A 26,308-nucleotide genomic window follows, 5' to 3' on the forward strand; every position below is an offset into this window, starting at 1 on the left:
GGACGCGGCCACCCCGGCCGTACGGGCCAGCAGGACAGTCCCGGCTGTGTGGGACGCCTCCGGTCCTGGCTGGAGCAGTGACCAGGCCAGCAGGACAGTCCCGGCTGTGTGGGACGCCTCCGGTCCTGGCTGGAGCGTGGCCGGGGCGGCTGCCGCTGCCGGTCTGAAGTCTCGTGCAGGCCGTACGTGCTGGTGAACTGGCCTACTCGCCGCCGGTATCGGGTCGGGGCTCGTGCCGCGTGCTGTTCGTTTCCCCGGCATCGAGCGTGGAGGTCTTTGTCCGTCTGAAGGGCAGATCCAGGACAGGGAACACGTAGGAGGCCAGGGCAGGCACAGCACGCTCGACACAGGTCACAGCGACAGCCAGAGCCTGACGGTGCTCCAGAGAGAACAGGTGATCGAAGGCGGGGGCCTGCCAGGTGTCCGCGCCGAGTGCGGCGTCGAAAACGGCCAGGTCGACCGTCTGCGGCAGCTGGCGGGCGATCGGACTTCTGCGTCGCAGGCGTTCGGCCAGGTCCATGAAGGTCACCAGCCATGCAGGGGTCTGTGAGATCGCCGACCGCACCGAGGGCACAGGCCGTTCGATCGCAGCGGCTCCCGCCGTCCGGTACGCCCGGTGAAGCACGGCCAGTTCCTGGCGCAGGAGCGTGTCAGCCATCTCCGCCACGCGCAGAAGCTGTCGGTCGTGGGGGTCTCCTGTGCCCAGGCCCTGTTCGATCTCCGCTCTGGTGCCCTCGGATCCGACGGTATCGGTCCGGCCTCCGGCGCGCAGGGCGGCAGCGATGAGAGCTTGCAGGACATGGCCAGCCAGAAGCGGAGCCAGAGGGGCGGGCAGAACTGTGCCGCTTGTGAGGATCTCATCGAGGGTGATGAGGGCGCCAAGCGTGCGATGGGGGTCGGCCAGCAGGGCATCGTGGCGCAGAAATGCGACGAGCCCGGGCGGCAGGTCGCCGATCTTCTTCAGCTGCCGGTCCGCCTCGGCGCTCTGCTCCTTGAAGCGCGTGTCGCCGATGACGCCGAAGTGCTCGGGCAGGTGCTGCAGTACCTGTTCGCGGCGGGTCAGCTCGGCCGTGCCGATCAGGTCCACACTGATACGTCGTGCGACGTCTCGGCCTGCCTCGGTGACGGTCTCCCGCACGAGTGTGGCGCGGCTCGCGCCAAGGAGCTCCTGGAGTCCTCGCAGCCACAGCAGGCGATCCTGCTCGCCGCTCTGGCCCCGGGTGGACTTGCATTCACTGATGCCGATGTGCGGGCGCAGGCGGGCATCGAAGTCGATGGAGAGAACGTCCACGTCGGTCACCGTGCGGGTGCGCCCGGCAACCAGGTGTGCGACGGGGTGGCGTACCCGGACAAGGGAGCCCTCGGCGAACTCGGTGCGGGCGAAACGGCGTTCCAGGAGGTCACCCTTCAAAGCCCCGGCCTTACCGGTCATAGCGGCGTCGTCCCATTTCCTGTCGGAGCGCGGCGAGGATGTCCTGCGATGCGCTGGGGCTGGGAATGGCTTCCCTGGAGGGTTGGACAAGGCGGCGGGCGCGCTCGATCTCGGGCTGGAGGTAGCCGCTCTGGCCGCGCAGGCTGCCTGAGATGGTGCCTGCGGAGCCGGTGTTCTCCAGGTAGGTGACGGCCTGTTCGGCGACGTCGGCCTGGAGCAGGACGAACTTGGAGTAGCTGTAGGCGGGCTCGACTCTGACGATGCCCGCGGTCTCAAGCATGGAGTAGTCGGTACCGATGTTGGACGCGTCGCCGGCTTCGCCTTCCCGAATCAGCTTCCTCAAGAAGGCGGTGGGCGCGAAGAGCCGGTTACTCGCGTACCGGTTGGCGAACATCATGGAGCCAATGAGCTGGCGGACGTGGCCGGAGGGGTCTGCCCCGGTGGGTTCATCGAAGGCGGAGCGTCCCATGTGGGGCGAAAACAGGAAGGACCGCTCCTCGCCGGAGACGGTGGTCACCAGAGATCGCAGCAGCAGCCCCTGGGAAACGGCGAAGTCAATCCATTTCTTCTCCGCCGAGGTCACCTCGTCCTCCGGGAGCCCGGCGGTCGCGGAGACCTCCTCCAGCAGCCCGCTTAGGGCGGCACGTACAACGCCGTTCTCCGCCTGGACGGCTGCGTACGAGTGGTCCTTGTCGACTGCCCACACATTCGGATTGAACAAGACCTCCTCGCCGTCAGCGCTGCGCTGGAGCGCGCACAAATGCAGGGACTGCAAATCTTCAATCGCACGACGGGCGAGCGGCTCAGGACCCAAAGGTGCGCAGGTCTCCAGGGCCGTGCCGAGCGTGACGGGCATGAGCGTTGTCTGCTGCAGGACTTCCATGGCCATCCGCTCCAGCGGTTCGGGCATGGCGCTCTCAAGGATGGCGTCAGCTTGGTGGAACAGCTCCGCCATCGGGGGAATGCGTTCGGACACCGCCCGCATAACGTGGTTGGAGTCTCGTTCCAGGTCGACGAATCCAAGAGTCTCAAGTGTCGGCAAGAGCTGTCCCAGGGTCTCCCGCTTCGGGATCCCGGCGTCCAGCCCGAGCGCGGCGATCCGGTCCGGGGAGCTCACTCCGCTGCCGTGGATCCGAATGGCCAGCTCGATGACTCTGCCCGCGAACTCCAACTGCCCCAGGTCGGCTTTCGGTTGGCTGGCTCCGTAGGCGCTCAAATGGCGCGAAAGGCCCAACGCAAGTTCCGCCGCAGTCAGCACCAGATCTCCGTTTTATCCTCTTTCGGCATAGGCCGTGGCAAGTTGTTGGGGAGCATTCTAGGGGCGCCTGACGGCTCATCCGGGGCAGGGCGACCGCGCACGCCCTGGCATTGGCGTGCACCTGGGTAGGCAGCCCGCCGCAGCATCCCAGCGAACCGGGACTGCTGGAATCCGCCCTGTCGGGCTAGCCGCCTCCTTGCCCGTCACCCGGCAGCTGCCCTCCGCCGGCAGCTTGGTTCTGGCCTTCGCCATCGCCGTTCCAGCGGGGGTAACGCTTGACTCCCGGGCATGGGGACGCTATGTGGCCGCCGTACTCCTGGTCGCTCCATCACGGCGGGTGCCTTTGCGGCTGGGGCACGGGCCTATGCGCCGGCTGCTGCGCGTCGCCGGGCACCCACTACCAGTTACGGCAGAAGAGCTGCGCAAACTACCGATGCCCCTAACCTGCCACACTCCGAATCAGCGCAGTCTCCTTGAGCCGCCTACTCCTCTCCGCTTCGCAAGAGGACGCCGTTGGCTCCTGGAACGTAGGTGCGACGCGCGTTCTTCTCGATCTTGCGAGCGACTTCCTCATCCAGATTCACACCCTGCATCTGGGCAAGCCCCACCAGGTATAGGAAGACGTCGGCCAGCTCTTCGCCTCGGTCGGCAAGTCCCTTGCGCCACGCGGTAAAGGCCTCGCCGACCTCTGCAGTCAGGAGGCCGAACTCCATAGGGATGTCCGTGGTGTTGAAGCCTTTGCTGAGTTTGTTCTCCCAGGCGAACTTCTGGGCCTCGGCGATGTCCATGGTGGTCCCCTTGACAGTGTGGTGCATTATCTCGGGGAACCCTAGCGAGGCGCAGGTGGTTAGAGGGGGAAATCCGCGTGGGCTTCAGCCTGTGGGCCGGTTGGCGCTTGATGCGGTGTCGTACATCAGGACAGGTACGTGGTCGGTCAGGGTACGGAAGGCTCGCTGGTAGGCGTCGGCGAGGGCGGTGATCTCCTCCAGGGCGGGAGCCTGGCCGTCGCGTGTGTTGAGTCGCTGGTGCACGGTGGCGGCAGGGGCGGTGAGGTGGAGGAAGACTCCGTCTCGGGCGGTGACCAGTTGGGCAAGGTCGAGGGCCTGGATCCAGGTGAGGCGGGAGTGGCCGCGGTAGAGGGGGCCGTAGACGAGTTCGCTGAGGAAGCTGCGGTCCAGGACGAGTCGGCCCGGGCGGGCCAGGAGGTCGTGGTAGCGACTGATCAGGTCCTGGTGCTCGGGGGTCCGTGGTGAGTGGACGGCGGTGAAGCCGTACTGGGTGACGAGGAGGTGAGCCAGGGTGCTCTTGCCAACGCCGTCGCCGCCCTCGATCACGATGGTGCGGTGGCTGGCTATCTCCTGGAGGGTCACCCGTTGATCCACGCGGTCACCTCTTCCGGGCTGCGAAGTATGGCGTCCACGCCGTACTGGATCATCAGGTTGCGGCAGTTGGGCTCGCGGCCGGCGGCGTGGGTGTAGGTGCTGTGCGGTAGATAGGCGGCCACCGGTGTGCCGGTGGCGCAGGCTGCGCCGATCAGGAGGGCGGCGCCGGGTGGAGCTTCGGGGCCGGAGGCGTCGACGACGATGCAAGTAGAGCCGAGCGCGGCGGCCCAGTCGTGGCGCGCGGCTGTGACGGGCTCGGCGGCCACGAACCGGGTCGGGCCGATAGCAGTCGCGTGGCGGCACCGGACCAGGCCAGGCAGTGGGTGGTGCGGCAGGGTGTACGGGGAGGGTTCGGCGTACACCGTGCTGCCGGTGCGGCCGGGGACGGCCGTGTCGGCGGCGGGGGCGGGGAGTTGCAGGGCGGCGTCGACGCAGGCCTCGACGGCCTGGTGGACCTGGGCTTGGTTGCGGAGGGCGAAGTCGGCGAAGCGGCTGGTCCCGGACGGCTGTGTGGTCGTGCCGAGCCGTGGGACGCGGACGATGCGGGTGGCGAGGGCGTCCAGGAGCGGGTCGGGGAAGTGGGTGCGGGGGCCGGTGAGGGTGGCGGAGTAGTCCTGGAAGTCGGTGGTCAGCAGGATCACGGGCACGCCGCGGGCGGCGGCGTAGCCGATCTCCATGCAGACGCCGTCGTCGGGGCTGGGTCCGTGGACGATGGCGATGAGGGCGCGGATGCGGCCAAGCCGCTCCCGGTCGAGTTCGAAGAGCCGTCGGCCCTTGACGTCGGCGACGAGGTCTTCCTCGTCGGTGTCGCAGAAGGGGAGGAAGACGTGGTCTTCGCCGAGTTTGCGGGCGAGGTGGTGGGCCAGTTCGGCGGCGAGGGCGCGGTCGTGGGCGGCGAAGAGACGGTGGGCGACGTAATAGGTCATGGGGCGGCGGCCTCCTGCTGCTGGTCAGGACGGGGCGCGGCGTGGGGCGGGGAGGGTCAGTGGCATGTGGGCGGTGTGGCGGCTGGCGGCCTGGACGGCGCGGGTCAGGGCGGCGGGGGCGGGGAGGCCGCGGGCGCGGTGGGCGAGGTAGGTGCCGGCCAGGGTGTCGCCGGCGCCGGTGATCTGCCGGACGGTGGGCAGGGCGGGTGGGGTGACGGGCGGCAGGGCACGGCCGTTCAGCACGACCCGTGCCGGGCGGGGGCCGTCGCTGATGACGACTTCCGGGCCGGGCCGGGGGCCGGCGGTGAGGGTGAGGAGGGCGTGTTCCTCAGCGTTGACGAAGATGGTGGCGGCCTGGCGGAGCCAGGGCGCGGCGGCGGGGATGAGGTGCGGGGCGCTGGGGAGGTGGAAGTCCAGGCTGTAGGAGCAGCCGCGGGCGGCCAGCGTGCTGAGAACGGCTGGGACGTGGAGGGGGTGGCGGCAGCTGACGTGGAAGGCTGCGTGGGGGTAGCGGTCGATCAGGTGCAGGGCGTGGTCGGTGAGGTGCTCGGCGGCGCCGTAGGCGGTGTCGACGGCTGTAACGGTGTCCGTGTCGTCGTAGTGGATGGTGAATGCGGCCGAGGGCTCTGGTGCGTGGTGGAGGAGGGTCCAGTCCAGCGCGGGCAGGCGTGGGTCGTCGGGCAGGCGGGCCAGGTCGCTGCCGACGGCGGCTCCGGGTGCGACGGGGAGACCGGTGCGGGCGGCCGCGACGGCGAGGTGGAGGGCGGCGCCGCCGAGCTGGTGGACGGGCTGGTGGCCGGGGCGGTGGATGTGGTCGAGGGAGATGTTGCCGATCACGATGGTGCGCTTCATCGTGGCTCTCCCTGTCGGTCAGGTCCGGGTGTGTGCGCAGTCGGTCAGGGCGGGGCAGGTGGGGCGGCGGGTGCACAGGCGGGCGGGTGGCCGGTTGAGGTAGAGGCGCTTGAAGTAGATCAGCGTCAGGTGGGTCCACCAGGTCGGGGCCGCCTCGGCCGGGATGGTGACGTTCTGGTCGGCGGTGAGCGCGCGCAGGGCGTCGCTGTGGCGGGCGACGGCGTGCTCGAGCAGGAGGCGCAGGTGCTCGTGGGCGGCCGGGCCGGACGGGAGGGTGAAGCCGAGGGCGGGGGCGAGCTTGGTGACCATGCCGGAGTCGACGGGGATGATGCCGCAGTGGTAGCCGCGGGCGTACAGGGCGGCGCACTGGGCGACTTTGTAGGAGGCCCCGCGCACGTTTCGGGTGAAGGCGGCGATGAATGTGTTGGCGTCCCAGGCGGACAGGTCGGTGCCGTCCTTGTCCCAGCGGGTCAGGGTGTCGGCCAGTGAGTACAGGTAGGTCAGGCGTGTCTGGGTCAGGCCGAGCGGGGCGACCAGGTCGCGTGCCTGGTCGTCGTCGAGGTCGGTGAGGGCGTCGAAGCCGAGCGTGTCGGCCTTGGCGAGGACGGCCGCGTAGGTGTCGACCATGCGGTAGTTGATCCGGGTGGACCAGCCGGCGGCGAGCAACCGGATGCGCGGGTCGGTGATGGTGGGCGGCCACCACCGGTTGTGGTCGTGGTTGGCTTCTACTTCGGTGCGTACGTCGGCGAGCGCGGCAGCGCGGGTGACGAACGTCAGGACGCGGTCGTCGGTGCGTCTGTGGGGGATGGTGACGGTCATGGCGCTGCTCCTGGGGCTGTGGGGAGGGTGGGGGTGGCGAGAGCGCGGTTGGAGGAGATCACAGGGATGCGCAGTCGCTCCTGCAGGGCGGCCGCGGCGGTCAGGGTGCGCCAGCCGGTGCACGACAGCACGAGTGCGTCGGCCTCGGCGAGCGCGGCCGGCGGCAGGCCGGCGCACAGGTCGAGGATCCGCTGGGGGCTGATGCCGGGGTAGCCGTCGTCCAGGCCGAGGCTGGCGTGGGCCAGCACCCGGATCCCGCGTTCGCCCAGCGCTGTGGCCTCGGCGCGGGTGACCTGCTGCGGGTAGGGGGTGGCCAGCACGACGCGGGTCCGCCGGTGCCGGTGCAGGAGGATGGTGAGGGCGTCGAAGGCGGTGATCACGCCCGGCGGCAGCGCGGGCCCGCCGGTGAACCCGGCCGACGTGCACGCCAGCACGGTGGCGTTCAGCGGCAGGTGGCGCATCGAGTCGACGGCATCGGTGGCGGCGGCCCGCAGCCCGTGCCAGAAGGAGTCGTCGACGGCGGTCGTGCGGGTGGCCGGCACGAGCCGAGCGTAGTGGAAGACCACACCCGGCTCGCCGAGTTGGGGCAACTCCTCCTCGACCGCCTGGTTGGCCCACGGCAGCAGCACCCCCACGCGCCGGATGTCCGGCCGTGTGGTGGCCGAGGGGTCAGCGGGCATGGTGGGTGCCGTAGATGACGCGGGGGGCGTGCCCGGTGACGGTGATGTCGGCCGGTGTTCCCACCGGGACGACGGCGCCGTGCTCGATGATCTGGATCGCGTAGGAGCCCAGGCGGCGGAACCAGGTGCCGTGCTCGTCGACGAAGTACGCGTGCACGCCGGGGATGTCCAGGCCGGCCGGGTAGACACGTTGTTTCATCGGCCTGTCCCAGATCTCGTCGATGTCGGCCTTCCACGTCTGGAAGTGGTCCTTGGACGGCAGTCCCTCCAGGCTGGCTTCCTCCTTCGCGAGGGGGGTACCGGGAAAGGCACGGGCCAGGCGCACGTTGGTGCGGTGGCACATCAGTCCGGCGTCGTAGATCCGCTGCAGGGCCGTGAGGTTGGCCAGGTGGGTGGCGTGGGTCTCCCCGGGCAGGCCGTAGATGAGGTTGAGGCCGGGCAGCAGTGCAGGAAGGCCGCCCGGGCCGCGTTCGGCGCCGGCCTCGTTCACGTGCTCAACGGCGCGCAGCAGGATGTCCTCGGTGCACGTCAGCGTGTTGCGCTCGATCACGGCCGGGTCGAACGACTCGATTCCCATCGGCGCGCAGTTGCCCTCGGTGCACAGCTCGGCGACTGCGGCCGCGATGCGCCTGCCGACCGGCGCGGCCACGGCCAGCGGATCGGCGTTGTCGATGTGCAGCATCTCAAGCTCCGGGCACCGCTCCCGTATCCCGCCCAGCAGGGCACGGATCGCTTCCTCGCTGCGGCCCTGGTAGGAGAAGAAGCAGGTCTGCTGGCCGAGCCGGAAGTGGCGCACCCCCGCGTCGTATAGCTGGACGGCCTCGGCCAGGACGTCCTCGACCCTGCGGTGCGCGACGGCCGGCGCCTTGGCGGGCTCGTTGCAGAACCGGCAGAACGCCTTGCGGGTGCAGCCGCGGTACAGCTCCAGTTCCGCGACCGGCGCCCACGGCATCTGCTCGATCAGCTCGGCGAACGAGGAGCGGTCCGCCTCCAGCTGTCCGTACGGTGCGGGCGTGCGGCTGCCCAGCGCAAGGGTGGAGGCGGTGACCGTGTGGGTGTGGACCGCATCGAACAGCCCGGCCCACGATGCCGGTTCGGCAAGCGCCCAGGTAGCCATCGGCCCGAGCAGGAAACGGCGCCCGCGCACGCAGGCCATCGCACGGGCGATGTCGTCCTGCCCGCCGTTGACGGCGTGCAGATGCACCGACGGGACCTTGTCGCCCGCCACCACGACCACCATGTCGGCGTCCCGCAGCAGCTCCACCGCCTTGTCGCGGTTGACGGTCACCGAGTACGTCAGCCGGTCGCTCAGCGGCGGCTCCACCGCGGGGCGGCCGCCGGCCAGGCACCAGCGGACATCGTCGATCGTCACGTACTTCACCTCGGCGTCGGGCCTGGCCCGGCGCAGAGCCGCATACGCCTGCCGCACATACGCGGACAGGTACGGCGGGACGCCCAGGCCGCTGGGCTCGACGGTGTAGCAGTCCAAGATCACCAAAGGGGCGGTCACCGAGACTCCTCTCCAGTACCAGCTGATCGGGCCGGGCCGCCCTCAGCGACAGCGACACGGACGGCCTCTCTCTGTCCCTCTGCCAGAAAGCCGCGAGCCGGATCCGGCGCCCGTCGGGAAGGGCGACGGCAAGAGGTCAACAGCCTCTCGGGGCAAGCAAGTTCGGGACGGAGTGGGGTTCAGTCAAGCGCCGCGTGCGCGCCCCGGGAAGGGGGCAGGATGTAGTCCCGCGTAGTCCAGGGACGGGGTGTCGGGATGTCGCGCACGCCGCACGCACAGCACCTCGCGCATCAGATCCGCGCGGCCTGCCGGGAACGCGGCTGGGGCCCCAGCCAGCTGGCGCGCGCCGTCGGCCGGGCCGAGGGCAGCGGGCCTGACCGATTACAGCGCCAGTACGCCCGCAAATGGATGACTGGCGAACGTACGCCCGACTTTTGGTGGCCCTACGTCGCGCGCGTCCTCGGCCTCGACCCCGGTGCCAAGTCCGTCCCTCAGCTACCCGTCTGCGCACCGTCCCACGCCGATACCGTGGCCTCAGTCATCGAGCTGGGAAGGAGTGACCTCGACGTGGACCGCCGGAGCTTTCTCACCGCGTCCAGCGGCTACGCCCTCGCCGCCCTCGGCCTGCCCGACCCCGACAGCATCACCCGCCGCGTCACCAGCACCCCCGCCGGCGCCGTCCGTGTCGGCCACGGCGAAGTCACCGCCATCAAGATCATGGCCAAGACCCTCGGCGACTCCGCGTCCGAACTCGGTGGCGGGCATGCCCGCCACCTCGCCGTGCGCTACCTCACCGAGGACGTCGCTTGCTGGCTGAACGGCACGTACACCGAGGCCACCGGCCGCGAACTGTTCGCCGCCGCCTCCCAGCTCGCCCACCTCGCCGGCTGGATGGCCCAGGACGAAGGCGACTCTCCCCAACTCCGCGGCATCGCCCAGGGCTACTACGCCCACGCCTACCGCCTCGCGGCCGAAGCCGGTGACCGAGAACTCGCCGCCACCGCCCTGCGCGGCCTGGCCGTCCAGTGCATCGACCTCGGCCACCGCGCCGAAGCCGTCCAGCTCAGCGAAGCCTGCGTCGCCTACGGCCGGCATCTCAACAACCCGCGCGCCATCGCCTACTACAACGTCACCCTCGCCAACGCCGCAGCCCAGGACAACGACCGCCCCCTCGCCGCCCAGCACCTCACCCTCGCCGAGACCGCCATCGGCAAACCGCCCGCCGGCCCCGGCGACTCGTGGGCGGCGCACTACTCCCCCGGCCGCTGGGCCCACGAAACCGGCATGATCCACAGCCGCCTCGGCGACCTTACCGCCGCCGAGGAACACCTCCGCCTCGCCCTCGACATCCACGGCCTCGACCGGCGCCGCACCCGCGCCATCGTCCTGGCTGACCTCGCAGGCGTGCGCCTGCGCCAGGGCAACACGGACGGCGCCCTGGCAACCTGGTCCGACTTCCTCGACTGCGCCGACGGCGTCCGCTCCGTCAAAGTCCGCACGGCCCTCCAGGACATGCTCGTACGGCTGCACCGGTTCCCAGACGTCCCGCAGGCTCTCGGCCTCAGAACACGGGCCGCAGCCCTCGTGTGAGGGCGCATCCGGGCCTCGGAGGAAGATCCGGGCTGGGCTCGTGGCCGCGGCCCCGTCCGCGGTGTCCAGCCGCGCCGCAATCCTCACCACGACGGACCCTGCCGCCGGGCACTGGGCAGCCCTCATCCCCTGCCCCAGGCCGTCATCGAATGCACGCCCGGCAGCAACGCTGAAGCCGGCCGCGAGCCGCCCTGCTAGGGCAATCGTCTGATCTTGATGTTTAACGTTCGGCTTCGAACAGGGAAAGGCCGGCCTCGTGTCCGCCCCCGCGGCCCAAGGGCGGTACCTCGAATCCGATGTCGGTCCACTCAGGCATGATCGGGTCCGATCAGACTCTGCGACGGGGTGGTGTGGCGTGGGCGCGTGGCGGACCGATCCGACGTTCGCGATGTGCCGGGCGCTGGTGGACGGGGCCGAGCTGTCCTCGTTCGCGGGCGGACCGTTCGACGTGCGGGCGGTGATAGCCGACATCCGGACCGAGACCAAGGACGGATTTCTGCTCGGCAAAGTTCCCTGGGAGCACTTCCCTCAGGGGGACCGTGTCAGGGAGGCCGTCCACCTGCTGCACACCGGCGACTCGCCCGGTCACACCGGAACGGGCGTTGTGCGCGGCATGTGCGCCAACGACATGCGGGCCGCCGCCGCGCTCGCCGTGCCGTTCCTGATCCGGATCGCCGCCGACACCCGCCACCCTCACCGTGCCGACGCGCTCACCGAGGTCTCCTGCCCGGCCCGCGCCCGCCATTTCGGGGTGGCCTCCCGCGACCAACTGCTGCTCCATCGCGCCGACACCCAGCACGACGGCCTCTACGACGACTACGGCGTCGAGGTGAGCGGCTACCCAGCGGGCTGGTCGATCGCCGCCGCCCGGGCCGCGATCACTGCCGACACCGCCCTCCTGCGGAGCCTTCTCGACGATCCCGACCCCGCAATCCGCATCCGCGCCGCCTACACTCTGGCCACCGCCACCGACCCCCACCACACGGTCCGCGCAGCCTTCCTCACCCGGCTCGCCGTCGAGCAGGACCCGATCGTCCGCGCCGCTCTGGTCCTCGCCACCGCCGAAGCTGCCCGCGCTTACCCCCACCCGCCGACGACCGAGTGGGTACGAGGGCAGTGGCGGGACCGGACGCAGGTGCCCGAGGTCCGGCTGGCCGCCGCGATCGGCTGGCTCTGCCTCACCGAGGAACCCGCCCCCGACGACCTGCGCGCCACCGTCGACGACCTCGCCACCTACGAGCGCGCCCACGCCATGGACACCCTGCCCTGGATGGCCGCCGCCGGCGGATCCGACGAAACGGGACTGCGGCGCTGCCTCCGAAAAATGCTCCACCCCGAACAGCCCGATCCAACGGGGTTCGACGACCCATGGGCCCAGCACAGCCGATAGCTGGTCCACCCTCGAACGGGGCTCGGACTTGTTCGGAGTTTCCCCTGTTCGCGGCGTGTCCGTGGGGCCAGGGCCTGCTCCTGCGGGGAGGGTCGGCGCGGCGCGTGGAGGCCGGATCGCGGAACTGGTCGAGCACAGGGGTCAACGAGACGCGTTCGCAGCGGTGACGGCGTTCCGGTCCGAGTTGGACGCGTCGCTGCTCTCCCGGGGCGACGCGTTCTTCGAGTTGTACGACGCATTGTTGTGCACCGACAGCCCGGTCCGCACGCTCGTAGACTTGGCCCTCGCGCCCGAGCACCGACGCGGGCACGGGGCCCTCGACGCGGGACTAAACCAGGGCCGTATTGACTTCGCCCACCTCCGACGTGCGCGTGAACAAGCCGGTCTGGCTGTGGTGGTCCTGCAACGGGGCCGCCCCTGAGGACGTCGACCGGCGCTGGCATGCGTTCCTCCACCGGTTCGATGCAGAACACACGTTCCGCCTGCTCAAACAGACCCTCGGCTGGACCTGGCCCAAGCTCCGCGACTCCGCCGCGGCCGACCGCTGGACCTGGCTCGTGCTTGCCGCACGAGGCAGCCCGCGTCCGGCACCCGAGCCTGGCATCCCGCTCGTCGTCCCGTGCCTGCTGTGGTCCACGATCAGCGACCCTATCCGGGCTCGTGGCTGACCAGCCGCACCTGTGGCACCCGCGAGGTGGCTGTTCTCGCGGGTGCCAGCCGCCGCGGTGATGAACCGACTGGCAGGGGCAGAAGAGGCTCAGGAGAGCTGTGAGGGTTTGCGAGGCGGTGGGAGCGCGGGCAGCAGTTCCCACAGCGGCTTCGATCCCGCGGCCCAGGATCCGAGCAGTTGACGGTCGATGAGGTGCAGCCGTTGCTGCCGGGCAAAAGCGCGGCCGGGCTGAGTGATCCTGCCGTTGGTCACCATGACCACGACATCAGCCTTGTGGACCGGACGTCCCGTCCCGTTGAGGACCTGCAGCTCCGGAGTGCCCACGGCGGCACCCTGCTCGCCGTGCCGGCGGTGCTTGCACTGGAGGACCCAGCGCCGGCCCTGCGGGTCGGTCGCCTTCACGTCCGCCCCCAGATCTCCCTGTCCGCCGACCTGGAGGGCATCGGTGCAGCCGTCTCGACGCATCAAGTCCCGGATGGCGTATTCGAACTGCCCGTGAGACAGCGCGTCCAGTTGGGTCAGCCCGTAGCGTAGAGCGCGTGCCTGGATGCGTTCGAACTGTTCGCGCTGAGCCCTCTGCTGCCACCAGCCGATGCCGCCCAGAACAGCGAGAACGGCTGCAGCCAGCAGCAGCCACCAGTGCGCGAGAAGCCAGTTGACCACCGTGGCCACCAGCCAGATGGCCGCTGCAGCGGCGAGCAGCAGGCCGACGAGCTGGGTCTCCTGCTGTTGACGGCGTCGGCTCGGGCGGCGGGCAGGACGTCGCCGGGCCGGTGGTCGCCGGGTCATCGCTCACCGCCCAGAGCAGAGAGGTCGATCGGGTACGACACGCTTGGCGTGGGCACGGTCCGCTGGGCTGCGGGTGTGTCGAAGCGGATCGGATAGGTCACCGACGGATTGGGCTGTGTGCTGCTTGTTCCGTTGGCGGTCTGCGCGTTGCCGAAGCCCAGCACAGCCAGGCCGAAGAGGGCGACGATGGTCATCTCCCGGCGCGCGCCCGGCGCCCATCGGGAGTGTCCGCGTACTGGCGTCCCGTCGGAGCGCACGTACGGGCGGACAAAGGGCATGTGGTCCTCCTGCTGGTGGTTGAGTTCCCCGCGTCGCAGTCATGTTGAGGCCGGGCACTGACAGTCGATCAGCTGACCGCTGCCAACCACCGTTTTTTTAGGGGAGTTCAGGCCACGTCGTGCGCCGATCCGAGCCCGCCCGGCTTTGTCGGCGGTCGCGCTGTGGACAGGTGCGGCGGCCGGTGTCGTCGCAGCCGTGCACGGTAGGAGTGACGGCATCACCAGGGCTATCCGGTCAGCGGTGACTCGGAGGTGTTCACGGAGTACCGATGATGTGGCAGCGCGTCCGCGCGGCCAGAGGGTGGGGGAATCGGCCATTTCCGGGTTTTTGTCGCTCTGAGGCGACGAGGGGGGCAGCGACGCAGCGGGCCGAGTGGAGCTGATGTGCTTGGGGCTGGCGGGGTCCTCCGTGTCGTCCAGCGGGTGCTCTCGGCTGCAATCGCTCCCGGATCGAGGATGTCCTGAGCCGGCATCGGACCGGCCGCAACCTGCGGGCGCCAGGAAGCGACTGTTACAGGGCATCGCTCCGGCACGCCGCGCGCGGGAGGCCAGCCGTTCTGCGGCCGTGCTGGCTGTGCTCCAGGAGGACTGCCGCCGGCACTGGGCAGCACGCATCCTGTGCCCCTGCGGTCACCACAGCTGCGGGAGCCGCCCGGGCTCCCCAGAGGGACGCCCAAGATGGTGCAACGAATCTGTCAGGTCCCGCAGACCCGTGCTCTGCGCCACTGTCAGCCTTAGTGTGCGAAGCGCTGCCTTCCGCGAGGCCGCCGCCTAGGCTTCGGGGCGTGACATCTACAGGCCGAGTTCGGCGAGCATGGCCTGGCGCTGGGCGCTGAGGCCGGAGCGGCGTCGGCGCAGGTTGCTCAGCCACTGCCCCAGTCGCACGGGCTCGCCCTCGAGATTCTCGATGTGGCGTTGGGGAACGTCGAGATGGCCTTCCCTGTCCTTGAAGGCTCGTGCGGCGGCCAGGGCGCGCTGGAAGGTCCTCTCACGTGCGGGCACCCCGGTGTCGTGTGCCGCCGGGACGGCCGTGGCGGGCGGCAGACCGTTTCCGAGTTCGTCGAGGAGTTGGCGTTGTCCGGGGTGGAGACGGTCGGCCTGGGTGCGTTGGGCTGTGAGCCACTCCCCCGCCTGCGTGGCGTTCTCGGTCTCCCTCAGGCCGAGGCGCGCGGCGTGGTAGGCGCGTTGCCAGGTGATGGGCCAGGTGGGGTTCCACCACTGGTCGAGTGCGGTGAGGGCGGCGGTGCGTTGGGGGGTGAGGTGGGGGGCGCGCGTGCGCTGGGTGGCCAGCCAGCGGCCGAGGGGGAAGCCGTCGTGGGACTCGTCGACGGGCGCGGCGAGGTGACCGTGGCGGGCTGCGTAGGCGGCGGCGTGGGCGAGACCGCGCTCGAAGGCCTGCTGGCGGGGATCCCAGATGATGCCGAGGCGTTCGAGGGCCTGGGTGCGTGCCGCATCGAGAGTGCCGGTGGTGTGCAGGTGGCGCTGCCAGGTGAGCCAGCGGCCCAGAGGGTAGCCGGTGGTGTCTTCGTAGGTCTGCGGGACGTCGAGGTGATGGCGGGTGTGGTGGTAGCGGCGGGCTGCGGCCAGGCCGCGGCGCCATTCGGCGCTCTTGGGAGCCAGCACACGCAGGGAGAGGGCGAGGGCGACCTCGTCGGCCTGGGTGGGGCGGTCGAAGTGCAGCCAGGCTTCGGGGTCTTCGGGGGGCATGGTGGGGCGGTGGGTGCGGGGGTCGGCCAGGCGGGCATCGAGGCGGTTGTCGTGGGCGCGCAGGGCCTGGATGGTGCGCCACAGGGGGGTGTAGGCGTCGGCGCCGAGGAGGTCGTCGGGGTCTTCGTCGGGGGTGAGGTAGACGGGGACGACGAGGGTGGCTTTTTTGCCGGCGCCGGGCTTTTGGCGCAGGGCGCGGCCGACGGCCTGGACGGTGTCGACGGGGCTGTTCTTGGGGTCGGCGAAGACGACGGCGTCGATGGCGGGGACGTCGATGCCTTCTCCGAGGACGCGGGCGTTGGATAGGACGGCCGGGGTGTGGGGGGTGGTGTGGGAGGCGAATTCGAGCAGGAGGCGGCGGCGGACCTGGGGGGTGTGGTGGCCGCTGATCCAGTCTGCCCACAGGTCCTTGGGGCGGAGTTCGGCGGGGAGGGTGGCGGCGGTGTCGGCGAGGGTGGTGGCGAAGGCGCGGGCGTCGGCGACGCGATGGTGGAAGGTCAGGATGCGGCGCAGCTGGTGGTCGTGGATGGCGCGCAGGGCGGCGACCTGGCGGCCGGTCAGGCGCAGTCCGTCGACGCCGGCGCCGGGTCCGGTGGCGAGCCAGTCGCGCAGGTCTTCGTCGGTGACGACGGGGACGAGGATCTGGTAGTCGGCGAGGAGGCCGAGATCGATGGCGTCGGAGAGGGTGAGCCGGTAGGCGACGGGGCCGAAGAGGTTCTCGTCGTCCATGGAGGCCACCGTCTCTACCCCGTCGGTGTCAGGGGTGTCGTCGGGGTCCCAGATGCGGGGGGTGGCGGTCAGGTACAAGCGGCGGGCGGCGGGAACCTGGTCGTCGTGGTGGACGGCGGCCCAGGATTTTCCGAGGCGTCCGGCGGTGCGGTGGGCTTCGTCGACGACCACGAGATCCCAAGGGGGCAGGTGGTGGTCGCGGTGAGCGGCGGTCACGGTGGGCAGGGAGGCGTAGGTGGCGTACGCGGTAACGGGGGCCGGGCCGGCTGCGGTGGTGAGGGCGGCGACTTCTCCTGGGTCGGTGGTGAGGGGGACATCGGCGCCGAGCGGCTCGTGGTCGAGCGCCTGGCGGGCTGAGCACACTGCTACCGCGGCGCCTTTGCGTCCCGCCAGACGCCAGGAGCGGATGGTCTGCGACAGCAGGTCCAGCGTCGGGAGAAGCACCAAGACGCGCCCTCGCGGGGCGACGCGGGCCGCGGTGCGGGCGGCGATGAGAGTTTTGCCGGTTCCGCAGGCAGCGATCACGCTCGCTCGGGGGTGTTGGGTGAGGGTCCGGGCGGCTGCGGCGACCGCGTCCTTCTGGTGGGGGCGGAGGGTCAGCTCGGTAGGTGCCATGGGTGGTGGGCGGCTTCCAGAGGCGGGCGGGGGCGGGATCAGGCGGTGCGAATGCGGTGCGGGGAAAGGTGGTCGAGGACGTGCTGGTGGGCTTCCCAGCCGTCGGGGAATTTGGCGGGGACGCCGAGGTGGACGGGGTCGTTGGAGGGGTGGCTGTCGAGGAGATCGGCGATGCCGGAGCGGGCAACCATGATGCAGGCGTGGCGGTGGCGTGAGGCCAGCACGCACAGGCGGCCTGCTTCCAGGTGGAACGCGGAGGCGTCGCGGCGTCCGGACAGCGGGTGCAGGACGATGGTGACGGCGAATTCGCGTCCCTGCAGGCGGTTGGCGGTATCGGCGCACACATCCCGGGTCTCGGGGGTGCGGTTGAGAAGCTGCTGGATGTGGCGGGCCTGTTCGCGGTGGGCGGTGCCGATGGCGATGTCACCGGGTTGAAGGCGGCGGCCGGAAGGGTGGTTTTCGCACACGGCCTCGGCGCCGCGGGCGAGCAATCGTGCGGCCAGCGCGACGGCGGCGTGGGCGGCTTCGGGGTCGGTGCGGGCGGTATGTCGGGCGGGTAGTTCGTGCAGGGCCCAGCCGGAGCGGGCGGCTTCCTCGACGGTGGCGTCCAGGGGGCTGTGCAGGCCGCTGGTGGTGAAGTGCAGGCTCCGGGTGGCAGGGGTGGTGCCTGCCTGGAAGGGGGTGAAGGGGTAGAAGGCGCGGGAGACGAGGCCGGCTGCCGAGGGGGGAAGGCGCCAGGAGACAGGCAGCGTGTGCAGGGCGGCGTCGTTGTGGTTCATCAGGACCGTGACGGCGCTGTTCATGGGGTCGTGAGGCAGGCCGGTCCAGCGGGGGGTGCGGATGATGGAGAACGGGTCGAGCTGGCCGGGATCGCCCACGAAGAGGGCTTGGTCGAAGAGTTTGGCGATCAGCAGCAGGGCGTCGGAGCGCATCTGATAGGCCTCGTCGATGATGGCCCACCTCCAGCGGGGTCCGTCAACGTTCGCCCATTTCTTGGCAGTTGCGACGATCACATCACAGGCGAGGACGTCTTTGATGTCCTTGCTGATGATGGTGTCGGCCAGTTCCTGGACGTGGTCAGGGACGTGGTAGGTGTGCCCGGTAAGGCGTCCCAGGCGCAGTCGGGGCGCTTCGGGGGCGGCGAGGCGAGCCAGGAGGTCGTCAACCTGGTGGTTGGTCTGGGCGACGATGATGCACTGTTCGCCGCCTGCGGCGAGGGTGCGGGCGGCGCGGACGACCAGGGTGGTTTTCCCGGCGCCGGGCGGAGAGTCGACGACGAGGGCCTGGTCGCTGCCTGCGGTGAGTGCGTCAAGGACGCCGGTCACGGCCGCACGGGCCAGTTCGGCGGGTGAGGGCGTGTGCTGGGTCATGGCTGAGGCTCCTCGGCCGCCTCCAGGATAGTGGCGGGGTGGTCGTGCTGGGGGCCGCCGTGCGTCCAGGGGATGTTGTCGCGGCTGGGGAAGGGTGGCTGGCGGAAGAACTCGGGGGCGAGGGTGAGGCAGAGGTCGTCACCGACGGCGGGGACGGAGTCGGGTTTGGTGGTGAGGGTGGTGACCTCGAGCAGCAGGTCGCTGCCGCCGGCGCGGGCGGTGATGCTGCGGATGGCCATGTGTACCCGGGGGTTGTGGGGTCCGGCCAGCAGGTTTCCGATGTCCAGACGGATGGGGTCGGTGGTGTGCAGGGTGAAACGGGGCTTGCGCTGGGCACGGCCGGTGGGACCGGTGACGGTGCGGTGGGGGTCGGTGTCGATGACGGTGCCGGCGAGGGCTTCTCCGCTGGTGCGCCGTTCGGCCATGACGAAGTCGTCTTCGAGAGCGCGGCGTGCTTCGAAGGCGCCAGCGGCCTGTTCGAGACGGGCCAGGCGGCGGGCGGCGGAGACGGCATCGTCCTTGATGGGCTGGGGGCGGCCGTCGTCGGCGAGGTAGGTGCTGTAGGCGGTGAAACGGTCGCGGTCGGCGTCCCAGCGGCGGTGGGCGTCCGGAGTCTGGGGCAGGGTGCGCAGCAGGGCGAGCGCCTGCCAGGCGTCGTCCCAGGTGGGGTGGAGATAGGTGTGCAGGAGGTCGCGCAGCCGGTCGGTGTGCCGGGTCATGGCGGCGGTGTTGCCCTCCTCGGCGGCGGTGTCGTAGGCCGTCAGCAGGGGGTCGAGTTCGAAGGTGTCGAAGGAGGGGTCGGTGGCCGGGCCGGCTGGCCGGCGCAGTTGGGGGTCTTCGGCGGCGAGGGCGGCGTGCAGGCCGGTGGTGCCGGGCGGGGGGTCTATCCACGCCAGGAGGGCGGCGAGGTGCTCGTCTTCCAGGGGGCTTTGGCCGGTGACCCAGTGGGTGGTCAGCAGGTCCGTCAGGGCGAGCAGGAAGGCGGAGCCGGGGTATTCGGCGTGCTCGGCGAAGAAGGTCAGCCACTGTCCGAGGCGTCCGACGCTGCGGGCCGGGTCGGCACCCTCGGATGGTTCGGTGAAGCGCAGGGCGCGGCCCAGCCGCTCGATGTAGGAGATGGATTTGCGGTTGGCGACGAGGAGTTGGGGGGCGTGGGTGTAGCGGTGGCGGGCGGGTTTGCTGCCGCGGGCGGGCAGGCGTTCGGTGGTGTGCTGGAAGCTGTGGATGTAGGTGAGGATGCCGTCGGCCAGGTCATCCAGGAACCCGGTGGGCCGGCCGCGCGGGGGTGCGACCAGCAGCCGGGGCTGGGCGGGGTCGTCGCCGTACATGACGGCCAGCGGGGCGGCTTCGGTGCCAGAGCGGTTGAGCGGCAGGATGACCAGCGGCCGCTCGGCGAGGTGGAAATGGCGGATGGTGCTGGCGTTTTGGGCGTGCTCGGTTTCAGCCGCCTCCAGGCGCAGCAGGGTGGTGAGCAGGCTCATGCGGACTCCCGCAGTTGGGCGCGGATGGTGTGGGCGTGCTGCAGGGCTGCGGCCAGGTCGGTCTGGTCGGGGGCCGGGGCGCGGGTGCCGTCGGCCAGGCGCAGGGCGGTGGTGATGTGGTCGATGCCGCCCAGGTCGTCCCGGACGCCGGTACCGAGCACATCGATCGAGCCTTCGTCGCGGGCTTCACTGCGGCAGAAGTAAGCCAGGTCGCAGAAGTGGCGGCAGGCGGGGGTGTAGCGGGCGGAGGTGGTCTGCAGGGCTGCCGTGAGGGCCTTGGGGTCGCGGGTGGGCCGGTCGTCTGGGTCGGGGGCGAGGTCGAAGGTGGTGTGGGGCGGCAGTGCGTCCAGCAGGGGCTCGATGCGGGTGAGCCGGCTCAGCTGGCGGGTGAGGGCGGCGACCTTCTTGCGGGCGTCGACGAGACTCGCGACGGGGCGGCGGCTGAAGTTGCGGGGGGTGACGAGGATGACGTCGTCTGAGACGGCGTCCTTGTCGACGCCTTCGTTTTCCAGCAGTTCGCGCAGGGCGAGGATGTAGGCGGCAGCCTGGGTGACGGCGGCGGCCACTTTGGCCGGGTCGGCCTGACCGTCGAGGACGGCGAAGGATTTGATCTCGATGATGTGGAAGACGCCGTCGAGCTGGAAGGCGACCACGTCGGGCTCGAGGTAGACGGGGTGGCCGGCGACGGTCAGCTGCAGGATGGGGTGATCCAGCAGCGTACGGGCGGGGCCGGTGGAGCGGATGGCTTCCAGGATGGCGGTACGGGTGTAGGCGTGACGCACTTGCAGGGAGGCGTCCTGGGTGCCGACTGCTGCGAGGTCGGTGTGGGCTGCCTCGGGCAGCGGAAGGCCGAGGGCCTCGCGCAGCAGGCGCAGAAGTTCGGCGCCGCCGTCGGCCTTCACCTGCTGTTCGAAGATGGCCCCGCTGCGGAGGGCGATAGAAGATTTGGCGAGCGGGCGGGGTTTGCCCAGGTGGACGGCGATGGCGTCCTTGTCGACGCCGGCCGCGTCCAGCAGCGCCCGGCGGGTGCAGCCGGGGTTGGTGGTCAGGGCCGCGAGGGTGCGGGCGTCGTGTCCTTTGGCAGGGACGGTGCCGCGCAGTGCGTCGAGCCGGTCGTTGAGCAAACTCACGAAGCTTCCTTGCGGGGGCGGGTCGAAGGCGGTCAGGTAACGGAGCGCAGTCGGCGGGCGGACTGGAAGGAGCCGCCGAACAGCAGTCCTGTTTCGTCGAGTTGGCGACGGGCGCGGCCGGCTGCCTCGGAGCGGGTGCGGGTGTCGCTGTCGGTGTGCAGGGCGAGTTCGTCCTGCGCGGCGCGGCGCAGCAGCGGCAGGTCGATGGGAGCGGGGGCTGCGGTGTGCTGCGGTATGGGGGGCTGGGCGCCGGGGATGTTCTGGGCGTAGCGCACCAGGAGTTGCCGGGCGGGCAGGGGCAGGCTGTCGAGGTCGAGGCGCTCGGCGGCATCTGCGATGTTCAGGGCGCTGGTGAGGAAGTGGACGCGGGCGCTGAGGGGGCCGACGATGCGCTGCTCCAGGTGCCAGGTGCTGATGGTGAGCAGGCCGCGGGCGGGTGAGAGCAGGTCGGAGGTGAGCGCTGGGCACAGGTAATAGGGGCGGGCGCCGGGTGCGGAGCGGTAGGAGCGTTCCTCGTCGCGGCGCAGGCTGGTCAGCCGTGAGGGTGCCAACGCGCCCGCGAAGAAGGCTTCGTGGACGGTGCTGATGAGCTTGGGGGCTGCGGGCACGGCCAGCAGGGTCAGGACCTGGTGGACCTGTTCACGTGCGGGCAGCAGGGCCGGCGGCTCCGTCGTTGCGTCCGGCGCGGAAGCGCTGCGTGAGGCGGCGTCCGGGGCGGGGGCGTCCTGGCCGTCCTCGGTCTGCTCGAACAGGGCGTCCCAGGCCCGTTGGGTGCGCCGCAGTTCGTCGCGGAGGTGCTTGACCTGGTCGCTGTCACGGGCCAGTTGGGCACGCCGCATGGCCTGCTGCAGCTGTTGCATGCGTTCTTCGAGTGCGTCCAGATGCTCGTGCATGGCACCCACCCTACCGCATTCCAGTGTTTTCCAGTTTTCTCCTGTGATTCCTGCTGTAGAGTCGTCGGCACTTCGCCAACTGCCGCCGCTGCAGGAGGCGTCGGGCAGTCCTGCCTGCACTGAGGGGAGCCGTTCATGAAAGCCCTGCACACATCCGACTGGCATCTGGGCCGCACGATGGCGCGCCGCTCCCGGGACGAGGAATTCGACGCCGTCCTGGCCGAAATCACCGCCATAGCCGAGCGTGAACAGCCGGATCTGATCGTGCACAGCGGCGACCTGTTCGACTCCTACCGGCCCGCGCACAAGGACATCCTGCGCGCGATGCGCTGCCTGGACGCCCTGGCGCGCATCGCACCCACCGTGGTCCTGGGCGGAAACCACGACTCCCCCGAACTGTTCGACCTGCTGAACTACGTCTGCACTCTGCGGCCCGACGCCGACCAGGGCCGTCTGCAGTTCGTACACAGCCGCGGCGACACGGACCCGGGCACGGTGCTCAACTTCGACAGCCGCGACGGACGCGAACGCATCCGCCTGGCCGCCCTGCCGTACGTGCACCCCAACCGCTACCTGCACCTGTTCCCCGGGTTCGGGACCACCGAGGGCGCCTACGCGGCTGGCCTGCGTGAACTGCAGGAGGGGCTGCTCACCCGGCTGCACGACGGCTACGAGCCCGGCCGGGACGTGCTGCTGTTCACCGCCCACCAATTCGTGGCCAGCGCTGTGCCGGGCCAGAGCGAGCGGATGTGGGAGGTGCGCGAGCCCTACGCCACCGACCCCGACGCCCTGCCGCAGGTCGCCTACTGCGCCCTCGGGCACATCCACAAACCCCAGCCCGTCGGCAGCGGCCGGCTGCCCGCCCGCTACGCCGGCAGCCCACTGCAGATGGACTTCGGCGAGAGCGAGGAGACCAAGAGCGTCACCGTCGTCGAGGCGGCCGCCGGCAGACGCACCCTCATCACCCCGCACACGCTGCACTCCGGGCGCCGCCTGGCCCGCTTCCACGGCACCCTCGAAGAACTGCGCACCGACGCAGCTCAGTACAGCGGCGTCTACCTCAAGGCGGTCATCCGCAGCGACGAGCCCGTCCCCCGGCTCGGGGACAAGGTCGCCGAACTCGTCCCGGAGGCAGTCCTGGTGGAGGTCGAGGAAGACTGCACGGCCACCCGGGCGACTGTCCTGACGGACGCCGACGCCGCCGAACACGAAGCCCTGGACATCACGGCGGCGTTCAGCGCCTACCTCGCCGATCCCGGCACGCCCGGGCAGAGCGCCGACGAGGTCGTGGCCGCCTTCGCCGGTCTGCTGAACGCATCCGACTCCGTGCTGCCGGCCTCCCCCGCCGAGCAGCTTCTCAGCGAAGCCCTCGCCACACCCTGGACCAGCGCCGCCCACGGCACCACGGAGGCCGCCTCATGAAGATCGTCCGCCTGACCTTCTCGGGAGTCCGCAGCTACCCCGGCACCTGCACGATCGACTTTACCGGCAAGGCCCTCGTCGGCATCCTCGGTGACACCGGCGCGGGCAAGACCAGCATCCTGGAAGCCGTCACGGCCGCCCTATACGGCAAATGCTCCTGGACCGACCGCGTCGCACAGCTGCGCTCCGACGACTGTCCGGCCATGATGGTCGACCTGGTGTTCTCGGTGGAGGGCCGGGAGTGGACGGTCCATCGCGTCTTCCACGAGACCCGCCGCACCCAGGCACGGCTGACAGACCCGGACGGTCGGCACACCGACGGGGTGGGCGCCGTCGACGAGGCCGTCCGCAAGCTCATCGGGATCGACTACGTCACCTTCAAGTCCTCCGTCCTGGTGCCGCAGGGGCGCTTCGACGAACTGCTCAACGCCGGTGACGCCGCGCGCACCGGCATCCTGAAGTCCCTCTTCGGCGTCGACGAGCTGCAGCGCGTGCGACAGCTCGCCATCGACTCCAGCAGCCGTCTCAAGGACCTCATCAGCCAGGCGCAACGCGAAGACGCCCGGCTGCACGACGATCCGCGCGCTCAGGCACGAGCGGCCCGGGAACGCCGCGAACGGGCCGACTCCGGTGCTGGGGACCTCGGTGGCCGGCTGACCGAGCTGCGCCGCCTGCAGACCCAGACGGCGCAGTCCAGGCAGCAGGCCCGCCTGGCCGCAGATGCCGCCTTCGCGCTCACCGGGCGCCGCGTCCCGGACTACGGCAGCATCACCGCCGCCGTCCGGCAGGCCCAGGACCAACTGCAGGAGTTGCAGGAGGCCAACACCGAGGCCGAGGGCACGGCCCGTGCCGATCTTCAGGCCGTGACCGCCGAGCGGGATGCAGCCGCCGCGGCCGGCCTGGCGCCCGATGCCCTGGCCGGTGTTGCCCAGGTCCTTCGGGATCTGCCCGGCCAGCTCACCGCCCTCACCGAAGGGGAAACCGCGCACGCCGAGCTCCTCGCCGAGCTGGAGGGCGAAGAAGAAGACCTTGCCCGGCGCGCAGGCGAACTGCAGGAGTGCGAGCAGCACATCGAGGAACTGCGCGGGCAGCTGCAGGACGCCGAGGACGAAACGGCCAGGGCCGCCGCAGCGCTGAAGACACTGACGACCGCCGTCCGCCGCGCCGGCGAAGCAGCCGGCGCACTCGCCCAGCAGCATGCCGCCCAGACCCTCACGCAGGACAAACTCACCGCCCTGCTGCAGGCGCCTCCCGGCAGCGACCTGGACGAGGCCAGGGCCGCGCAGGCGCGGGCGCAGGACGTGCTGGACGGCATCCACCGTCAGGAGGCGGCACACAGGGCCGGCGACGGGCTGGCCGCCGGAGACGGCTGCCCCGTCTGCGCCAGGACGCTGCCGGAGAACTACCGGCCGCCGCAGCCGCAGAACGCCGAGGCCCTCACCCGCGCCAAGGCCACGGTGGAGAAGGCCTCCGCCGTACTGGCCGACACCGAGCGGGAACACGCCCTGCACGGGCTCGAGATCGAACAGCTCCAGGCAGCCCAGGACGAACACCGGCGCCACGTGCAGGAAGCCGCCGCCCTGCTGGAGGCTTCGTTGTTCCCGGTACGAGAGGGGGCCCAGGAACTCGCCGCATGCAGCGGTCACCCTCAGCCCGCTGTGTTTGCAAAGGAATTGGAGAGTGCTGCCGCAGCAGCTCTGACCCGCATGGCCGAATCCGCGCCGCCGGCAGCCGCCGAGCAGGAGAACCTGGCGGATGTCCTGCTGCGTGACGCCCGCGGCCGTGTCGCACAGATGCAGGAGGCGGCCGTCGCCGGCAGGAATGAGCTGGCGCAGCAGGAGGCCGAGCTGGGCGCCGCGCGGGCTTCGCTGGAAACGGCCACGCTCGCCTCACAAAAACGGTATGTCCAGGCGCACCAGACCGCCGAGCGTCTGGAGGCCGAGCGGCGCGGTCTGATGGCGCGTGTGTCCGCACTGCCCGAACTCGCGCATGCGCATCTGCCCCAGCAGCCGACGCTCCCCGTCCCTGAACAGCTGGAAGCTGCCGCCGAAGCCGTGCGGCACGAGCAGATGCGTCAACAGGAGCTGTCCGAGCGGCAGGAGAAGTTGAGCGAGCTGGTGCAATCGCTGCTGACCACACGGGGTGAGCTGAACGAACGCTGGCAGCAGGAGGTTGCCCAACCTCTGCACCAACTCGGGGCCAGGCTGCAGCGATGGGCGGACAGCGCGCTCGGCGCGGCCGCGCTCATCGAGGAGGCACAGCGTCCCGCGCTGCCCGCGTCGGCCGAGACGCACGACCTCACGGCCACTCAGGAGTACGCCGCGGCCCTGGACAGGGTCAGCACCCTGTTGCTGGCAGCCCTGGACGAACACGACACCGCAGCGCGCGCAGCCATGGCGGAGCTCACCACGCGGCTGTCCGTGCACGCGGAAGCGGTGACCGCTGCCTACCCCGACACTGCGGTCCTGCAGGTGAGTGCCGAGACGGATCCGTTGGACCCCACTCTCCTGGACGGCTTGAGCAGCCAGGCCGGCACCCTGCGTAACGAGGCCCAGCGCGCCCTGCAGGACGAGGAAAAGGCACTGTCCCAGGTCCCGCACAAAGACCGGCTGACGGCAGCGATCACCGCCGGCGAGCGCCAGCTGGCCGCATGGCAGGCGGTGAGCGCTCACCTGACGGACGGGAAGTTCCTCGGCCACCTCACCGACCTGCGCACCCGCGCCCTGCTCGCGCACGGCAGCGAACTGCTGCAGCAGCTGTCCGGCGGCCGGCTGGGGTTCGCCGACGACTTCGACATCGTCAGCCTTTCAAGCCATGCCCGCCGCAGCTCGCGCACCCTGTCCGGCGGAGAGACCTTCCAGGCTTCGCTGGCCCTTTCCCTCGCGCTGATGGAGATGCACGGCCGTAGCGGCACCCGTCTGGAAAGCCTCTTCCTCGACGAAGGCTTCGGCACCCTGGACACCGCCGCCCTCGACAGCGCCCTGCAGGTACTGCGCACCCATGTCGGCACCGACAAGCTCCTGGCCGTCATCAGCCACCTGCGGCCGGTCGCCGAGACCGTGCACGACGTGCTGTGGGTAGAAAAGGACCATCGCGGCTCGACGGCACGCTGGCTCACCGCAGCAGAACGCGACAGCCTCGTCCGCGACGACCTGCACAACCTCGCGGACCTGGCATGACCGCCCGCTTCGCCCACCGTGTCGTGACTGACAGCGGTACGGCATCCGGCATAGCGCCGGGCACAGCACCGCGCCGGTACGGGCTCGTGCGGCAGATGCGGGATGCGGGCCGGCGCCTCTCCCTCCCGGACGATCCCTCCGACCTGCTCCGCTGACACTCTGTCAAAATCCGATCATTTTCAGTCCTTGCTAATCGATCGCCGGGA

Annotated in this window: 22 protein-coding genes and 1 pseudogene; 7 read left to right on the plus strand and 16 right to left on the minus strand. The window is 70.5% G+C overall.

The features are described from left to right. On the plus strand, positions 1-196 hold a 196-nt coding region (locus tag ABZ646_RS05940; protein ID WP_360513360.1), incomplete at its 5' end, for a hypothetical protein. A gap of 6 nt (positions 197-202) precedes the next feature. On the opposite strand, the gene ABZ646_RS05945 is transcribed toward ABZ646_RS05940, so the two are convergent. The 9 genes from ABZ646_RS05945 to ABZ646_RS05985 form a co-directional block, all read right to left on the minus strand. Beyond that, a complete protein-coding gene (locus ABZ646_RS05945; protein WP_360513362.1) occupies positions 203-1,432 on the minus strand; it encodes a hypothetical protein in 1,230 nt (409 codons plus the stop codon). Beyond that, on the minus strand, positions 1,422-2,690 hold the full coding sequence (locus ABZ646_RS05950) for a hypothetical protein (protein WP_360513364.1): 1,269 nt from the start codon (positions 2,688-2,690) through the stop codon (positions 1,422-1,424). The genes ABZ646_RS05945 and ABZ646_RS05950 overlap by 11 nt, the downstream gene beginning before the upstream one ends. Positions 2,691-3,172: 482 nt before the next feature. After that, a complete protein-coding gene (locus ABZ646_RS05955; RefSeq protein ID WP_360513366.1) occupies positions 3,173-3,478 on the minus strand; it encodes a MazG-like family protein in 306 nt (101 codons plus the stop codon). Between the two features lie 84 nt (positions 3,479-3,562). Beyond that, positions 3,563-4,072 carry a hypothetical protein gene (locus tag ABZ646_RS05960; protein ID WP_360513368.1) on the minus strand — a complete coding sequence of 170 codons (510 nt, stop codon included), beginning with the start codon at positions 4,070-4,072 and terminating at the stop codon, positions 3,563-3,565. Continuing rightward, a complete protein-coding gene (locus ABZ646_RS05965) occupies positions 4,057-4,998 on the minus strand; it encodes a nucleoside 2-deoxyribosyltransferase (protein ID WP_360513370.1) in 942 nt (313 codons plus the stop codon). Before ABZ646_RS05965 ends, ABZ646_RS05960 begins: the two co-directional genes overlap by 16 nt. Positions 4,999-5,022: 24 nt before the next feature. Further along, positions 5,023-5,850, minus strand: coding sequence for a carbohydrate kinase family protein (locus ABZ646_RS05970; protein WP_360513374.1), 828 nt, complete (start codon positions 5,848-5,850; stop codon positions 5,023-5,025). An 18-nt stretch (positions 5,851-5,868) separates the two neighbouring features. Then, on the minus strand, positions 5,869-6,669 hold the full coding sequence (locus ABZ646_RS05975) for a hypothetical protein (protein WP_360513376.1): 801 nt from the start codon (positions 6,667-6,669) through the stop codon (positions 5,869-5,871). Further along, complete coding sequence (locus ABZ646_RS05980) at positions 6,666-7,349, minus strand: hypothetical protein (RefSeq protein WP_360513378.1); 684 nt, start codon at positions 7,347-7,349, stop codon at positions 6,666-6,668. The genes ABZ646_RS05975 and ABZ646_RS05980 overlap by 4 nt, the downstream gene beginning before the upstream one ends. After that, positions 7,339-8,859: a radical SAM protein gene (locus tag ABZ646_RS05985; RefSeq protein WP_360513380.1), complete on the minus strand. Its 1,521-nt coding sequence runs from the start codon at positions 8,857-8,859 to the stop codon at positions 7,339-7,341. Before ABZ646_RS05985 ends, ABZ646_RS05980 begins: the two co-directional genes overlap by 11 nt. Positions 8,860-9,387: 528 nt before the next feature. On the opposite strand from ABZ646_RS05985, the gene ABZ646_RS05990 reads away from it, so the two are divergent. From ABZ646_RS05990 to ABZ646_RS06005, 4 genes and pseudogenes are all read left to right on the plus strand, one after another. Beyond that, the gene (locus ABZ646_RS05990; protein WP_360513382.1) at positions 9,388-10,449 is read left to right on the plus strand and encodes a tetratricopeptide repeat protein; all 1,062 of its coding nucleotides are present in this window, start codon (positions 9,388-9,390) and stop codon (positions 10,447-10,449) included. A 355-nt stretch (positions 10,450-10,804) separates the two neighbouring features. Next, positions 10,805-11,839 carry a HEAT repeat domain-containing protein gene (locus tag ABZ646_RS05995; RefSeq protein ID WP_360513384.1) on the plus strand — a complete coding sequence of 345 codons (1,035 nt, stop codon included), beginning with the start codon at positions 10,805-10,807 and terminating at the stop codon, positions 11,837-11,839. Positions 11,840-12,002: 163 nt separating this feature from the next. Continuing rightward, a complete protein-coding gene (locus ABZ646_RS06000) occupies positions 12,003-12,260 on the plus strand; it encodes a transposase (RefSeq protein WP_360513386.1) in 258 nt (85 codons plus the stop codon). Continuing rightward, positions 12,217-12,408, plus strand: a pseudogene (locus tag ABZ646_RS06005) (transposase); the annotation flags it as partial. The gene ABZ646_RS06000 and the pseudogene ABZ646_RS06005, both read left to right, overlap by 44 nt. A gap of 188 nt (positions 12,409-12,596) precedes the next feature. Here the strand turns inward: ABZ646_RS06005 and ABZ646_RS06010 are convergent. From ABZ646_RS06010 to ABZ646_RS06040, 7 genes are all read right to left on the minus strand, one after another. Further along, positions 12,597-13,298: a restriction endonuclease gene (locus tag ABZ646_RS06010; protein ID WP_360513388.1), complete on the minus strand. Its 702-nt coding sequence runs from the start codon at positions 13,296-13,298 to the stop codon at positions 12,597-12,599. After that, the gene (locus ABZ646_RS06015; protein WP_360513390.1) at positions 13,295-13,492 is read right to left on the minus strand and encodes a hypothetical protein; all 198 of its coding nucleotides are present in this window, start codon (positions 13,490-13,492) and stop codon (positions 13,295-13,297) included. The genes ABZ646_RS06010 and ABZ646_RS06015 overlap by 4 nt, the downstream gene beginning before the upstream one ends. Before the next feature lie 876 nt (positions 13,493-14,368). Beyond that, entirely contained in the window at positions 14,369-16,627 is a 2,259-nt protein-coding gene (locus ABZ646_RS06020) for a Helicase associated domain protein (RefSeq protein WP_360513392.1), read from the minus strand. Positions 16,628-16,665: 38 nt separating this feature from the next. Then, on the minus strand, positions 16,666-17,997 hold the full coding sequence (locus ABZ646_RS06025) for an AAA domain-containing protein (protein WP_360513394.1): 1,332 nt from the start codon (positions 17,995-17,997) through the stop codon (positions 16,666-16,668). After that, entirely contained in the window at positions 17,994-19,478 is a 1,485-nt protein-coding gene (locus ABZ646_RS06030; protein WP_360513396.1) for a hypothetical protein, read from the minus strand. Before ABZ646_RS06030 ends, ABZ646_RS06025 begins: the two co-directional genes overlap by 4 nt. Then, positions 19,475-20,608 (minus strand): hypothetical protein, encoded by a 1,134-nt coding sequence (locus ABZ646_RS06035; protein WP_360513398.1) that lies wholly within the window; start codon positions 20,606-20,608, stop codon positions 19,475-19,477. Before ABZ646_RS06035 ends, ABZ646_RS06030 begins: the two co-directional genes overlap by 4 nt. Before the next feature lie 32 nt (positions 20,609-20,640). After that, entirely contained in the window at positions 20,641-21,501 is an 861-nt protein-coding gene (locus ABZ646_RS06040) for a hypothetical protein (RefSeq protein WP_360513400.1), read from the minus strand. A gap of 135 nt (positions 21,502-21,636) precedes the next feature. Here ABZ646_RS06040 and ABZ646_RS06045 point away from each other — a divergent pair, with 135 nt between their 5' ends. Next, positions 21,637-22,923, plus strand: coding sequence for an exonuclease SbcCD subunit D (locus ABZ646_RS06045; RefSeq protein WP_360513402.1), 1,287 nt, complete (start codon positions 21,637-21,639; stop codon positions 22,921-22,923). Beyond that, positions 22,920-26,102 carry an SMC family ATPase gene (locus ABZ646_RS06050; RefSeq protein ID WP_360513404.1) on the plus strand — a complete coding sequence of 1,061 codons (3,183 nt, stop codon included), beginning with the start codon at positions 22,920-22,922 and terminating at the stop codon, positions 26,100-26,102. Before ABZ646_RS06045 ends, ABZ646_RS06050 begins: the two co-directional genes overlap by 4 nt. Positions 26,103-26,308 lie beyond the last annotated feature (206 nt).

The organism is Streptomyces sp. NPDC007162 (assembly GCF_040634175.1).
Taxonomy (GTDB): Bacteria; Actinomycetota; Actinomycetes; order Streptomycetales; family Streptomycetaceae; genus Streptomyces.